The sequence below is a fragment of the Streptomyces marianii genome (assembly GCF_005795905.1).
In the GTDB taxonomy this organism is placed as follows: Bacteria; Actinomycetota; Actinomycetes; order Streptomycetales; family Streptomycetaceae; genus Streptomyces; species Streptomyces marianii.
The window spans coordinates 3,808,977-3,822,779 of the sequence record NZ_VAWE01000001.1 but is presented as its reverse complement, the minus strand read 5'-3'; the positions used below and the strand labels follow the sequence as shown (position 1 = coordinate 3,822,779).

The 13,803-nt window shown below is 66.6% G+C and carries 11 protein-coding genes; 4 read left to right on the top strand and 7 right to left on the bottom strand.

Features of this window, described 5'->3' with window-relative positions:
* The first annotated feature begins 169 nt into the window (after positions 1-169).
* A complete protein-coding gene (gene ltrA / locus FEF34_RS17040) occupies positions 170-1,636 on the top strand; it encodes a group II intron reverse transcriptase/maturase (protein WP_138053950.1) in 1,467 nt (488 codons plus the stop codon).
* A gap of 108 nt (positions 1,637-1,744) precedes the next feature.
* Here ltrA and FEF34_RS17035 read toward each other — a convergent pair whose 3' ends face one another.
* Positions 1,745-3,055, bottom strand: a complete 1,311-nt coding sequence (locus FEF34_RS17035) for an ISL3 family transposase (protein ID WP_138053949.1) — start codon at positions 3,053-3,055, stop codon at positions 1,745-1,747.
* 942 nt (positions 3,056-3,997) lie between these two features.
* On the opposite strand from FEF34_RS17035, the gene FEF34_RS17020 reads away from it, so the two are divergent.
* Entirely contained in the window at positions 3,998-5,458 is a 1,461-nt protein-coding gene (locus FEF34_RS17020; RefSeq protein WP_234042425.1) for an IS1380 family transposase, read from the top strand.
* Positions 5,459-5,607: 149 nt separating this feature from the next.
* On the opposite strand, the gene FEF34_RS17015 is transcribed toward FEF34_RS17020, so the two are convergent.
* On the bottom strand, positions 5,608-6,210 hold the full coding sequence (locus FEF34_RS17015) for a hypothetical protein (RefSeq protein ID WP_171052981.1): 603 nt from the start codon (positions 6,208-6,210) through the stop codon (positions 5,608-5,610).
* A gap of 406 nt (positions 6,211-6,616) precedes the next feature.
* Between FEF34_RS17015 and FEF34_RS43915 the strand changes: the two genes are divergently transcribed.
* Positions 6,617-7,015, top strand: a complete 399-nt coding sequence (locus FEF34_RS43915; RefSeq protein WP_171052980.1) for a hypothetical protein — start codon at positions 6,617-6,619, stop codon at positions 7,013-7,015.
* 755 nt (positions 7,016-7,770) lie between these two features.
* Here FEF34_RS43915 and FEF34_RS17005 read toward each other — a convergent pair.
* The 3 genes from FEF34_RS17005 to FEF34_RS43675 form a co-directional block, all read right to left on the bottom strand.
* The gene (locus FEF34_RS17005; RefSeq protein WP_234042424.1) at positions 7,771-7,914 is read right to left on the bottom strand and encodes a hypothetical protein; all 144 of its coding nucleotides are present in this window, start codon (positions 7,912-7,914) and stop codon (positions 7,771-7,773) included.
* Positions 7,915-8,204: 290 nt separating this feature from the next.
* Positions 8,205-8,792 (bottom strand): transposase, encoded by a 588-nt coding sequence (locus FEF34_RS43680; protein ID WP_267905288.1) that lies wholly within the window; start codon positions 8,790-8,792, stop codon positions 8,205-8,207.
* Complete coding sequence (locus FEF34_RS43675; RefSeq protein WP_325063633.1) at positions 8,689-9,303, bottom strand: hypothetical protein; 615 nt, start codon at positions 9,301-9,303, stop codon at positions 8,689-8,691. The genes FEF34_RS43680 and FEF34_RS43675 overlap by 104 nt, the downstream gene beginning before the upstream one ends.
* 180 nt (positions 9,304-9,483) lie before the next feature.
* Here FEF34_RS43675 and FEF34_RS16995 point away from each other — a divergent pair, with 180 nt between their 5' ends.
* Positions 9,484-10,779, top strand: coding sequence for an ISAs1 family transposase (locus FEF34_RS16995; protein ID WP_138053947.1), 1,296 nt, complete (start codon positions 9,484-9,486; stop codon positions 10,777-10,779).
* 188 nt (positions 10,780-10,967) lie between these two features.
* Here the strand turns inward: FEF34_RS16995 and iolE are convergent, their stop codons facing one another.
* Positions 10,968-11,981 carry a myo-inosose-2 dehydratase gene (iolE, locus tag FEF34_RS16990; RefSeq protein ID WP_138053946.1) on the bottom strand — a complete coding sequence of 338 codons (1,014 nt, stop codon included), beginning with the start codon at positions 11,979-11,981 and terminating at the stop codon, positions 10,968-10,970.
* Positions 11,982-11,994: 13 nt separating this feature from the next.
* Positions 11,995-13,719, bottom strand: coding sequence for a GMC oxidoreductase (locus FEF34_RS16985; RefSeq protein ID WP_234042423.1), 1,725 nt, complete (start codon positions 13,717-13,719; stop codon positions 11,995-11,997).
* Between the last annotated feature and the right edge of the window lie 84 nt (positions 13,720-13,803).

The following is a 13,803-nucleotide window of genomic DNA, read 5'->3' as shown; positions in this document are numbered from 1 at the left end:
CCACCCTGTCCTGGTTCCCGGTGGCGGGCATCCGGCCCGCCGGCCGGGATAGGCACACCGACTGCCGAACGGGCGGGGTGGGGCGGAGCCGCCGTAGTACTCCGAGCCGGGGAGAGCCCGTGCGCATGGGGAAGGGCGGCAGCGGTTTCGAGAAGGGAAGGAGACTGCAATGCCGGAAGATGCGCCGCTGAACAGCGGCGCTCCCGACCAGATCCCGCAGGGGGCCTGGTCGCGGGTATCGGGGATGCAGGCCAAGCTTCACCGTTGGGCGGCGGCCGATCCCGGCCGCAGGTTCGACGACCTGTTCAACTTCGTGCACGACCCGGCGACGCTGCTGGTGGCGTTCGACCGGGTCGCGGGAAACAAGGGGGCGCGCACTCCCGGCGTCGACGGCCTCACGGTCACCGACGTCGAGGACAGTGTTGGCGTCCCGGGGTTCCTGGACGACCTGCGGACGTCCCTGAAGGAGGGGACGTTCCGGCCGCTGCCGGTGCGGGAACGCAAGATCCCCAAGCCGGGCGGGTCGGGAAAGATCCGCAGCCTCGGCATTCCCACCGTGGCTGACCGGATCGTCCAGGCGGCGCTGAAGCTGGTGCTGGAACCCATCTTCGAGGCCGACTTCGAGCCGGTCTCCTATGGGTTTCGGCCCAAGCGGCGGGCCCAGGACGCGATCGCTGAGATCCACTACTTCGGCACCCGCGGCTACCGCTGGGTGCTGGATGCGGACATCGAGGCGGCCTTCGACAACGTCTCGCATGCGGCCCTGATGGGCCGGGTGCGGCTGCGGGTGAAGGACAAACGCGTGCTGGCGCTGGTCAAGGCGTTCCTCAAGGCCGGGATCCTCACCGAACTCGGCGACTTCGAGGACACCCACACCGGCACGCCGCAAGGCGGCATCCTCTCCCCGCTGATCTTCAACGTGGTGATGTCGGTGCTCGATGAGCACCTGCACGGACCGTGGAAGGACGGCGGGAGCATGTCGACCGAGAGCCGACGCGCCTACCGGCGCCGCAAGGGGTCACCGACGTGGCGGCTGGTCCGCTACTGCGATGACTTCGTCGTTGTCGTCCACGGCGACCGCAACGACGTGCTGGCGCTGCGCGAAGACGTCGCCGCTGTGCTCGCCCCCATGGGCCTTCGCCTCTCGCAGGCCAAGACCCAGGTGGTGCACATGAGCGACGGGTTCGACTTCCTGGGGTTCCACATCCAGTGGCGCCGCAAGCGGGGAACGAACAAGTGGCACGTCTACACCTTCATCGCCGACCGGCCCATCCGGTCGCTGAAGGCCAAGATCCGTGCCCTGACACACAGGACGTCGCAGCAGGATCTGGAACACGTGCTGACCAGAATCAACCAGGTCATGCACGGCTGGGCCAACTACTTCAGGCACGCTGTCGCGAAAAGCACCTTCAGTATGCTGGACAACTTCGCCTGGTGGCGAATCATCCGCATGCTGATGGAGCGGCACCACTGGAGATGGAAGGACGTCCGCCGACGGCTCACCACGCCCACCGGGCGCTGGAAGCCAGTCACCGGCGGACAGGTCGAACTGCGGAAGATCGCCGCGATCCCCATCACCCGGTATCGCTACCGCAGTAGCACGATCCCCAACCCCTGGATCCCCAACCACGCCTGACGGCAGAGACCGTGGAGAGCCCGTTACGGAGAGATCCGTACGGCGGGTTCGGCGAGGGGCTCGGGGAAACGGACCGGGAGCAATCCCGGAACCGCGCCCCGGGCCTACTCAACTGCGGAGGTGTCCGCGGGTCCGTCGTGTCGTGACGCAGCGTGTCCGTAGACGCTGGCTGTCGGCGTTGCGGAACCCGAACGCGTTGCGGGCGACCAGCTTGATCACGCGGTTGATGCCCTCGCTCTTGGCGTTGCTGTGACCGGTGTCGATGAACGCGGCGATCTCGGGCCACCAGCGGTCGACGGTGGCGGCGAGGGTGCGGACTTCGGGGATGTCGGAGTCCGCGCACCAGGTCAGGAACTTCCATCGGGCATGGCCGATGCGGTGGCGGTCGGCGCCGGTGCGGGCCAGGGCGAGGAGGGTGCGCAGGTTCTCCTTGGCGATCCACGCGGTCAGCAGGATCTGTCCGATCTTCCCTTCGTCGAGCAGGGGGTTCCACATCTTCGCGAACTGCTCGTCGGTGAGGTCTTCCCGGTTGCGTAGCAGACGTCGTCTGGCCTTCCACTCCGGATCGGTGGCGCGTCCGCGCCGCCCGCGGACCTGGGCGGTGGTGCGGCGCCGTACCAGGGAGAGCATCTTGTTGGCGAGTTGGACGACGTGGAAGTGGTCGACGACCACGATGGCGTCCGGGAGACCGGTGCGGATCGCGGCCCGGTAGGTGGCTGACATGTCGATGGCGACGTAGCGGATGTGCTGTTTCCAGGTCAGGGGCGTGGTGGCGAGCCAGGCCAGGACGTCGGCGACGGTGCGGCCCTCGACCTGGCCGAGCAGCCCGCCGGTGCCGAGCGCGTCGACGAACCCGGTGTGCCAGCGGTCCCGCGTCAGTTGCCACTTCCCGGTGTCGGGATCCTGCTCCCAGCGGGTGCGGCCGCGCCGGGTCTCGTCGATGCCCAAGACTGAAACCTCGGGCAGCTCTGCCTCGATCACCCCCGCGGCGGCGGTGCGGAAGGCATCCATCACCACCGGCCAGGACAGATTGAGGTCGCGGGCCGCCTGCACGACGGTGGAGCCGGCATCGCGGACCCGGCGTCCGGCCGCGCACCGCAGCCGCTCGGTCAGCCGGGCCCCGGCTGGTATCTGGGGGATCTGCTCGGTGAACGACTTCCGCGGACAGGACGCCTCCCGGCACCGCCAGCGGCGTTTGTGCCACAAGAACTCCAACCCGTGCTCTCCGTACGGGAGATCTCGCGGCCGGGTGGTCGCCGCCCCCTTGACCCGGGATGCGAAGACCCCGCAGGCCGGGCATGCCCTGGCCGAGGTGTCCGCCGTGGCCAGATGGACCCGGCGCGTACCGTCCGCAAGCCGCTCGACCCGGATGACGGACACCCCGTCCAGGTCCAGCAGCAACGTCGTATCGTTGACCAAGCCCGTGGCTCCCCGGTGATCCTTCTGCGTAGAGAACAGAAATGATCAACCAGGACCACGGGCGTCCTGCATTCAGGGTGCAACCAGCCCGCCGATGACAGACCGTGACAGACAGTCAGTGCAGGCACCGACCCGCACCGCTCAAGTTCGAAGACCCCCGTTGGCCACCCGGCCGTAGGCCGCGGCATTGGCCTCGCTGGCGGGCACGTCGAACAGCGTGCCGTCCAGGGAGGCCGGCCGCAGGCCGCGCCAGAACGCCCCCGGCGTGGCCGGTGTCCTGCTCGCCCCGGCGACCCGGTCGAACAGCAGCCGCAGCGGCCCGGGCCAAGCCGCTTGCGGGCCCGCTTCTTCAGGCCGCGCGTATCGAACGACTCGCCTGTGTCGGTCCACCCGGAGCCGACGCGGGGTGTGCTCGTGGACAGCAGCACTTCTCCCCAGCCCTCTTCGGACAAGGTGAAGTCTTCTTCCCGGAGATTGGCCACCTCCCCAGGGCGGTTGGCCGTAGTGGGTGTGTCGTTGATATTAGACACTCCCGGCGTCGGTGGGCACGTGAGTCGTTGGCGTGATCAGCGGGTCTACGCGCACCCCGCGCAGCATGACGTGTCCGGGCTTGTCTCCCGGCAGTGCTGACACGCGGGTCATACGCCAGGCATCAGCCAGGTAGGGGGCCGCTTTCTGATATTGCGCCAGGCCGCCGCCCGGCAGACAGGTCGCCCGCGCGATCACCCCGAACGCGTCATGCGTGACCTTCAGCGTGGGTACCAGGACGCGGGGCTTGACGGGCTTGCCGCATCGTGCTCCATCCGTCGGGGCTTCTTCCCTTGACCTCATGTATTCAGCTACGGCCGTGACTTGATGCCCCGACAGAAGAAGGGTGCCTCCCACCTGCGATGATCTGGATTTCCTAGATCAAAACCGTCGCAGAGAAGAGACACCCAACAGGTGCAGGCTACCGAATGGGATCACCGGCTTGCCGTGCGGGCCGATGGCAAGAACCTGACCGGCCACGCGGGCGTGGTGCTGCTGCGGAAGGTCGCCGACCGCGTCGGCCTGGCCACCGTGCTCAGCGCGGCGCTGCCGAAGGGCACTGGGCCTGGCTGGCGTGACCGGGGCATGGCGCTGGTCCAGCTGGCCTGTGCGATCGTGCTCGGCGCGACGAACATCCTGGAAGCCGAGCAACTACAGCACCACTGGAAGAGCCTGTTCCCGCGGCCGGTCTCGGACAGCACCCTGCGCCGCACTCTGGAGGCGATCGACGGTCCGGTGGCGGCGCGGATCGAGCGCGTGCGCGCCGTGGTCCGGCGCATGGTGTGGACCCTGCTCGCCCTGCGCCCCGGCGGCTTCCCTTGGATCGCGGTGTGCGGCAGAGAACTCACCGGCTGGTACGTCCTCGACCTCGACGCCACCATCGTGACCTGTAGCAGCAAGAAGGAGGGTGCGGCCGGCACCTTCAAGGGCAGCTTCGGCCGCATGCCGCTGGGAGCGTGGGTGGCCAACACCCGCGAGTGTGTCGCCATGCTGCTGCGACCCGGCAACGCGCCGCCGAACGATGTCGACGACCACAAGAGTGTCCTGGCCTCGGCGTTTCGGCAGCTCCCGCTGCCGCTGTGGTCGAAGCTGCTGATACGGATCGACGGCGCGGCCTTCAGCCACGACGTCCTCGGCCACCTCCAGAGCCTGACCACCAGCCGGCGCCGGGTGCGCTGGGTGACCGGCTGGGCCATCAACGACGCCGACGAGAAGGCCATCGCCCGGCTGCCGGAGAAGGTGTGGACGGCGGCGCTGCGGCAAGACGGCCAACTGCACGAGATCAAGGGCCCCGACGGCGAATGGCTGTCCTACCAGGTCGCTGAGCTGACCGGGGTCCGTGACCTGACCGGCTGGCCCGAGGGGATGCGGTTGATCGTGCGCCGGGTCAAGCCCTCGCGCCGGGATGCGAAGAAGCTGACCGCCTTCGAGAAACGCACCGGCTGGCGCTACCAGATCGTCGCCACGAACATCCCCTCCCACCAGGGACTTTCCGGGGTACCCGGCTCCGGCCAGGTCTGGTTCGTCGACGCCCTGTACCGCGATCACGCCGAGGTCGAGGACCGCGTCAAAGCGATCAAGCGGGTCGGCCTCGGGCTGCTGCCCTCGAAATCCTGGCAGTTCAACGCCGCCTGGGTGCTGGCCGCCACGCTCGCCGCCGACCTCGACGCCTGGACCCGGCTCCTCCTCCTGCACGACGAGCCCGAACTCGCCGCCGCCGAACCGGAGACGATCCGCAGGAAGCTCTACCACCTGCCCGCCCGCCTCACCTCCCACGCCCGCCGCCGCACCCTCCACCTTGACCGCACCTGGCCCTGGGCGGCAGCGTTCACCGCCGCCTGGAAGCGAGCCACCGAACTCCCGGCCCGTACCTGACGACCGGCCACCACCCCGACGACACCGGAGAGGAGAGGACCGCAGCACCCCCGGGGCCCGTGGAACCCGACGCCCCGCAGCGTCACGCGACGGCCAGTCCCGACACGGCACGGGACATACCGGGCAGCCAGCCGCACACGGCGACGCCGTCACGCCACCGAAGAATCGAGGGTAACGCCAGATTCCTCGCCGCTCTTCTTCAAACCGTCCAGAATTGCCTTCCGGATGGCAATGGTCAGCATCAAGTCCACCGCAGCGAAGGTCAGGATTCCGTAGGATTCCCAAGGAAGATGGAGGACGACGCCGAAAACGATCGCCACCGCGGAGCCGACGGCACCCAGTGAATTGACCCAGAACCCTGCCATGAAGAGATGACTGTGGTTTGCCAACTGGCAGATTCTGGCGAAATTCGACTTGAGTCTGAACGGGTTACCGGCTTTGATCCCGACTCCGGATGCCATCATGACAAGGCCGCCAAGAAACATGATCTCGCCGACCAGGATTCCTATGCCGACCCATGGAGCGGCTTCAATGGCCTTGTGCTTCAATTCACCGAGCGGGTTCAGTGCAAGGGTCGCGAGAATGCTTGAAATCGCAACGGTGAAGATTACTCTCCACCTATTCCGTGCTAGAAATTTTCGAGTGCGATCGGAAAATTTCTCCGTTTCCGGCCGTCTGGGATCTTCCGGATCAAGCGTTTGCCGTGTCATGTGATCTGTATTCGGCTTCTCGTGAAGGAGTGGGGTGACCATGGCTATCATTCAAGCGGTGTCGGATCCATACATTCGGTTCGACATAGACTGCGTAGTCGCAATCCAGGGAGCAACGAGCGGGCGCAAGTCCCCCAGGTACATCTATCAGGCCGTCGGAGTCGAACGGGAGCCCCGTCCACTTCCGCCACTCCGCGAGAGAACCAGTGACCACCATAGAGGCAGGTGCTATCGAGTCGATCACTCCACCGGCACGGATATGGGTTCTCAGCCATGGGTCACTAGGCAGCCCATCATTCCGGGTGCGGTTGATGTAGTCCGCCATAGGAGTCCTCGGTTCATGCGGCTTCCTGGTGGGCCGAACTGGTGCGACCAACTCCGAGAAACCTCGGTCGAGCGCCCTGCTCCGCATTGCGTCGAGCATGATCCCGGACAGACCACATCCCTGATGGTCACGGCGAACCGTGATGCCCACGGCGCACTCCGTGTCCGGTTCGAGACCCTGACTATGGTCGGAGAACGCCCAGAGCACGACTTCGTCCCAGCCCCGCTCCGGCAAGGTGCCCCGATTCGCTACCTTCAGCTGGAACGGCACGCTGTACCCTCGGGCCACCACCTCGTCCTGCTCGTCGACCGCGACAATCGTGAAGTCTGGGAAAACGCAGGGAAGCCGATCGCAGAGAGCTGCGTCCACTGGATCATGAAGGATAAACTCTGGCCAATCGCTGACAAAGTTGAGCTCCTGAGAGAGCTCGGGACGATCGGCAAGACTGAACACCTTGTAGGACATCTGGTAGACCTTTCCGTGGTGCCGCACCAGGAGTACGTGCGCGGTGGTTGCGTGTGAGAGCACGGCCTGTCGGGCCGTGTTGCTTCCGGATTCAGCGCGGCGTCAGCCAATGCGAGAACCGAAGGGACTCGCTCTCCGGTCGCTGGATTGGTCCGCATCTCCCACTTCACTCGGGTATTCGGATTGTGGGCATCGGTCGTTTCGCTACAGATAGGACTAAGCCAGGTCAGCCGTTCGGGTGACTGCCAGCACAAGCGCATACGGCGCCACAGCGCCACACTCCAATCACAGCTAAGCGTGCGCGAACAATTACGCGCGGCAACTTTCCAATCCTCGGGCCAAAACAGGTGCAGGTCAGGGGCTGCACGCAATGACTGGATACCCGCCGGACTCCGCGAGCCGCCGAATGTCTGGCCCGGCGTCAAACCGCCACCGTAGATCAGGTGGGTGATGACTGTGTCATCTAACTGGGCGACGACTTTCGTACGTGACGGGGGACAGGACTGCTGCGCAACGTCGCTCGGCCAGTTCAAAGATCGTCTAAGATCTCGATCTTGTGCCGAGGGATCACATAGCTGGTGAGACGTACCGGAGCGGATCCGGATGGGGGTGCTGTCGCGGACCTTCACGCCTGAGTTGGCTTCGATTCGTCAGCCGTGACGGGGCCTCCGTGAGGTGATCGGTTCACCCTGGTTTGTCCTCATGGGGGAGGTCAGGGGTGCGTCGCGTGTCGCTGCGGCTGCGCCGGGTTCCACAGGCCCGGGTGGTTCTGGTGCCCTCCGTTCTGGTCTTCGTCGGGGTGGGGCCGGCCGTCAGGTGGCGGTCGGAAGGCTGGAGATCCGGCTCCAGGCGGTGGCGAACGCGCTGGCCCAAGGCGAGGTGGTCTCGATCCGGAGCCACCGGCGGCGGGCATGCCGGGCCGGGCGGGCGGGCAGGTGGTAGAGGCGGAAGCGCATGGTGTCTGGCCTCGATCCGTCAGCTGGGGCTTGTCGTTTTTCGTCTCGGCGGTTCGCCCGTAATGTCCTCTGCCGTTCGAGGGTGGGCCGTCGCGTGACGCTGCGGGGTGCGCCGGGGTTCCACGTCTCCCGGGGTGGTGCGGTCCTCTCCTCCCCGGTTCTCGTTGGGGCGGGTGCGGATGGATGTCAGGTGACGGCCGGGAGATCGGTCAGCCGTCGCCAGGCGGTGGTGAACGCGTTCGCCCAGGGCCAGGTGTGCTCGATCCGTAGCCATCGGCGGCGGGCGTGCCTCAAGAGGCGGGCCGGGAGGTGGTAGAGCCGGAACCGCATGGTGTCCGGCTCGGTGTCGGCCAGGCCGGGGTGATCGTGCAGGGTGAGCAGATGTTGGTGGCGGTGATCGAGTACTTCCAGCCGGTCTTCTTCTCGAAAGTGGTGAGGTCCTTCGTGTGCCGGCCGGACGGCTTGACCCGGCGGACGATCAGCCGCATCCCCTTGATCCAGCCCTCCCGGCGGTTCAGCCCGGTCAACTCGGCGACGAAGTAGCCTTCCTGAAGGCTGCCGTCCTGTTTGAGGGAGGTCTCCCAGGCCCTCTCGGGCAGGCGGGCGATGGCCTTCTCGTCCTCGTCGGTGATGGTCCAGCCGGTGGTGAAGCGGACCGTGCGCCGCATGGTGTTCAGATCCCGCAGGTGCTCGTGCAGGCCATGGGTGGCGCCCGCGCCGTCCACGCGCACCAGGATCTTCGCCGTCGAGGCCCCGGGGACCTGCGCGAGCGCCTCACGCAGCACCCGGATGCGGTCGGCCACCGTGTTCGAGCCGGCGTTGCCCGCACGCAGCAGCATCGCCAGACACTCGCCGGTGTTCGCACACCACGCAGCCAGCGGATGGAAGCCGAACGACTTCTTCCAGGTCGCCCCGGCGCCCTTCCTTCTTCGATGCCGCCGTGATGATCGTGGCGAACATGTCGATCACCACCCAGCGGTGCAGGTGCTTCCCGGCGATCGTCAGCCACGGAAACCCGCCCGGCCGCAGGTGCAGCAGGCTCCAGATGTGCCGTCGCACCCGGGCCCGCACCCAAGCGATCTTCGCCAGGACCTCCTCGTCCATCGCCACCAGCGTCCGCCGGGTCGTCGAGTCGGACACCGCCGGTCCGAACAAGCCCTGGCGGTGGGCCTGCAACTGCTCAGCGTCCGACAGGTTCGCCGCCCCCAACACGATCGCCACGGCAAGCTGCACGACCACCACCACCGCCCGATCCCTCCAGCCGGCCCCCGTCCCGGCGGGCAGCACGGCCGCCAGCGCACTCGTCAACCCCGTACGGTCGGCCAGCCGGCGCAGCAGCACCGCTCCGGCATGCCCGATCAGCCCCTCGCCGTCGGCGACCACGGACAAACCGCCGGTCCCACCCTGTAGGCTCGCTCACCAGACTGGTGCCCTGACTCTCAGGGCCCCGGCGAGTGCCTGGATCGTCCCGGCCTGGGGTGTTGATCTCGGTGGTGGCCCCGGGAAGCAGGTGAACACGGCACCTGTGGATCATGTAGTTCTCTACGCTGCAAGATCCACGAAGGTGCCGTGTTCGTTCCTCCATCATTCCCTGTCGCTGCCCCCGTGCCTCATGCGCCCCGCCTGGAAGCCCTCGGCGAGAGCGCCGCCAAGGAGCAAGTCCGCTGCCTGGTAGCCGAGTTCGAATCGGTCACTGATCCGAGAGGGGCTTGCGGAGTGCGGTACCGGCTCTCCTCGCTGCTGGCCCTGGTGGTCTGCGCGATGACCCCGTCCGGCCACGACTCGATCACCGCGGCGGCGGAGTGGTGCCGACGTGCGACGTCGGAGGAACTGGCCGCCTTCGGCTTGCCCTACCACCCACTCCTTGGCCGCTACCGGGTGCCGAGCGAGAAGACCCTGCGCAGCGTCCTGGGGCGGCTCGATCCCGGTGAGATCGGCGCGGCCAGCTACGACTACCTTCGGCCTCTGCTGTCCGCACAGCCCCACCGGCCGGAGCCGGTAATGCCCGACGGTGGGGCTGAGCGTGAACAGCGCCGGGCCCACCGGGCGGCCGCCCGCGCCGAGCCGGTACGGCTCCGGCGGCGGGCGATCGCGGTGGACGGCAAGTGCCTGCGCGGCGCGAGGCGCCCGGACTGCAGCCGGGTCTTCGTCCTGTCCGCCGTCCGTCACGGCGACGGTGTCACTCTCGCCTCCCGCGAGATCGGCGCGAAGACCAACGAAATCCCCGAGTTCGCACCTCTCCTCGACAGAATCGACGACGCGGATCTCGCGGGGGTGGTCGTTACCGCCGATGCCCTCCACGCCCAACGCGACCACGCCATCTACCTGCGCGAACGCGGCGCTCACTACCTGCTGACCATCAAGAACAACCAGCGCGGCCAGGCCCGTCAACTCCACGCCCTGCCCTGGAAGGAGATCCCCGTGATCCACCGCGACGACGCCCGGGGCCACGGCCGTCACGAGCAGCGGCTCGTGCAGGTCGTCACCGTCGAGGGCCTGCTCTTCCCGCACGCGGCCCAGGTCCTGCGGATCCAGCGCCGTCGCCGTCTCTACGGGGCGAAAAAATGGTCCAGCGAGACCGTCTACGCCATCACCGACCTGCCCGCCGAGGAAGCGAACGCAGCCGAGATCGCGTCCTGGGCTCGCGGGCACTGGACCGTGGAAAATACCGTCCACTGGTGTCGAGATGTCACCTTCAACGAGGACAAGTCCCAGGTCAGGACCCACAACGCGCCCGCCGTACTCGCTGCCCTCCGCGACCTGATCCGCAGCGCGCTCAAGCTCGCCGGCTACGTCAACATCGCCACCGGACGACGAGCCCACACCGAGCGCCCCCGCGTCCTAGCCCTCTACGGCATCACATGATCAAACCGGACGATCCAGGCACTCGCCGGGGCCCTGCCCTGACTCTCGCAGCGGATACGACCTCAACACTCGCATCCTTGCAGGTCAGCGGCACCTTTCTGCTACCAGACCGTCAGATCACCCAATTCCGCTGAATACCCAGGGTTGAGCTTCGGCTCGGTGTGGGTGACCATGGGCTCCCGCTCCTCTCACTCGCAGGGCTGCAGGCCCACAAGCTCGCTGTACGGCCGACCGGTGTATTCCGCCCCAACGCCCAGCTCCGCCAGATAACCGCGGGCCAGCCTGGCGTAGTGCAGGGGCTGGAGCCCGTCCCGCTGGAATTCCTGCTCGGCCTCGACAACCAGCCATCCCTGGTAATTCCGCCGCTTCAGGGCGTTGATGATCGAAGGGAAGTCGACCATGCCCTCTTTGTCGCCGGGAACGGTGAAGATTCCCGCCTCGACATAGTCTCTGAATGACCCAGCGGCCATCGAAGGTCGATTGAACACGTCACGCCGGATGTTCTTCAAATGCACATGCTTGATCCGGTGGCCGTGGTCTCCCTCGATCACTTCGACGGGGTTCCCGCCGGCCCACGTGAGGTGACCGACATCGAGCAGCAGGTGAACATACCGCTCGTCGGTGTTCTGCATGAGGGTGACCAGTTCCTCCTGCGTCTGGACACCCGTGCCCATGTGCGGGTGGTACGCAACCTTGAAATCCCGCTCCGCGGCAAGCTCACCCAGCGCGTTGAGCCCGGTCCCCAGCGCGTCCCACTGCTCCTTGGAGAAGGTACGCCTGTTGCTCTTCAGGCTCAGGGTCTGCAGATGGACGGAGTTGCCGAATTCGGCCACGCCGATGGTGTCACATCTGACTCTGAGCTTCCCGGCGTCAGCGAAGTCGTTGAGCTTGCTGAGGAAATCCAGCCGCTCCTGGAACTCCCGGTACGTCCGGTCCTCCCCGTCGGGCACCGTGAAAAAGGTGCTGGTCCACGGCTCGGTGATACTGAGGTCGCGCAGCTCCAGCGCAGCGGCCAGCTCGCGAACGGTCTTCGGGAACTTGTGGCCGATGCTGCATCCCTGGAAGCCGGCGAAAGCGATCTCGCTGAGCGACTGCTCGAACGCGATGTCGTCTCCCATCAACGGGAAATCGTCGTTGGTCCAGCACGTCGGGGTGATACCGAGTCGAATATCCGGCGTGGTGGTCGGAGTTGCGGATGTCATGCGAGGCTCTCCTTCACGCTCCGGTGTTGTTCTGGATGGTGGACTCGACCGCATGCAGGGCAGTGGCCACGCTGGTCAGGGTGGGGTTGGCGGCATTGCCGTAGGGGTGCAAACCGTTGCCGCCGAGCTGTAGGTTCGTGAAGCCCCAGACGCGGGAGTGCCGGTCCACGACGCTGTCGGCCGCATTGGTCCCCATCCGTGTGGTGCCCGCGATGTGCTGCGGCAGGCCGGGGGTGAGGAAGACGGGCTCGGAGCCGGGCATGAAGCCGCCCAGAGCCGCTGCGGTGCGCAGCATGTGCTCGTTCATCCTGTCCGCGGCCTCGCGCTCGGCGCCGTCGAGCTTGAAGTGGAAGGTCGGCTGCGGCATGCCGAAGGTGTCCTTGATCTTGTCCGAGAAGACCACCCTGTTCTCGAAGCGGGGCCGAGTGATCCCGAACCACCGCAGGTCGACGATGAGCCGCGGGTCGATGTCGGGCGGCACCTCACCGTAGGTGAACGCGTCCCGGTGGATCTGGCAGTGCCAGGGACGATCCTCCGTCACCCGGAGCCAGAGGTTGGGGTCGCGTTCCAGCGGCGGAATCGGCACGGGGTCGGCGGTCCGGTCCCCGTTGGCCACCTTCTTCTGCTGCTCCATCCGGTAGTCGTGCACCCGGTTGCGCACGTCCGGGAAGTTCGCCAGGTACGTCTCGGCCTCGTCGACGATCTTCTGATCCAGCACGATCTGACAGAACGCCATCGGCTGTTCGGTGAGGTAGCGGCCGAGCGCGGCCGGCCGGATGCCGGAGTTGTAGAGCAGCTGCGGGGTGAGCACCGCGTTACAGGCGACGACATAGTTGTCAGCGTGCAGCTCGATTTCCTGCCGCACATCGCGCAGGGCGCGGACAACCGCGCCGTCCACCCTGCGGTTCCGGTCCGTGCCGGACACCTTCAGGTGAGTGCACTGATGCTCCGGGAGCAGGGTGAACGTCCCCCACTCCGCCGACCGCTTGTTGTTGTAGTCGGGATCCGCGAGCTCTCCCAGCACTGTGTCGGACGCGTTCCAGTGGACTGCGGCGCTCTGCGCCCCGTCGTCCCGGTCGGAGACCGCGAGCGGCAACTCCTCGACGTTTCCGACGTCCTGGCCACCAGACTTCAGCACCTCCCGGACCAGGATGTGCCGGGCAGAGTTAGTGAACACCGAGGTTTTCATGCCCAACAGCGCCTCGGCTTCCCCGTACAGTTCCTCTAGCCTGTTTACCGGGAGCGGGTACGGCTTGCCGTTGTGCCGCAGCTCCACCGACTCGTGGAAGCGGGGTACTGCGCAGGTCCAGTGCGTCGCCATGCCGCCGACGGCGTAGGTGGAGGCGGTCGCCGCGAGGTTGTCGTGCTTCTTCTGCTCGGGGTTCTGGTTGCGCATCGAGAACCCGTCGTACAGATCCGGGTCGTAGGAGAACGCGGACGGGTCCAGCGTCACCACCGGCTCTTTGTTGGTCGCCACCGACGCCGGGAGCAGATGCCCCTTGATCACGTTGACGAACAGGTCGATGTTCTTCTGGTAGAGGTAGCTGTTCTTGAGGTGCTCGCCATAGCGCCCGGAGAGCTGAGCGCCGGCATCGATCATCAGGACGTTCTTGCCGGCTTGTACCAGCTTGCGGGCGAATGTGCACCCGACCGGGCCGCTGCCGATGATCAGTGTGTGGTACCTCTCCTTGTAGGCGGCCTCACCCATGAAGGAACCCTTCTGCTGTGTGAATGTCACACCTCGCCTGTTTTTAAGAACCCGGCGGGGGCGTGAAAGCCCCGTACGTGCGAATACGGACCTCTGAACGCACGCCAGTCCCAG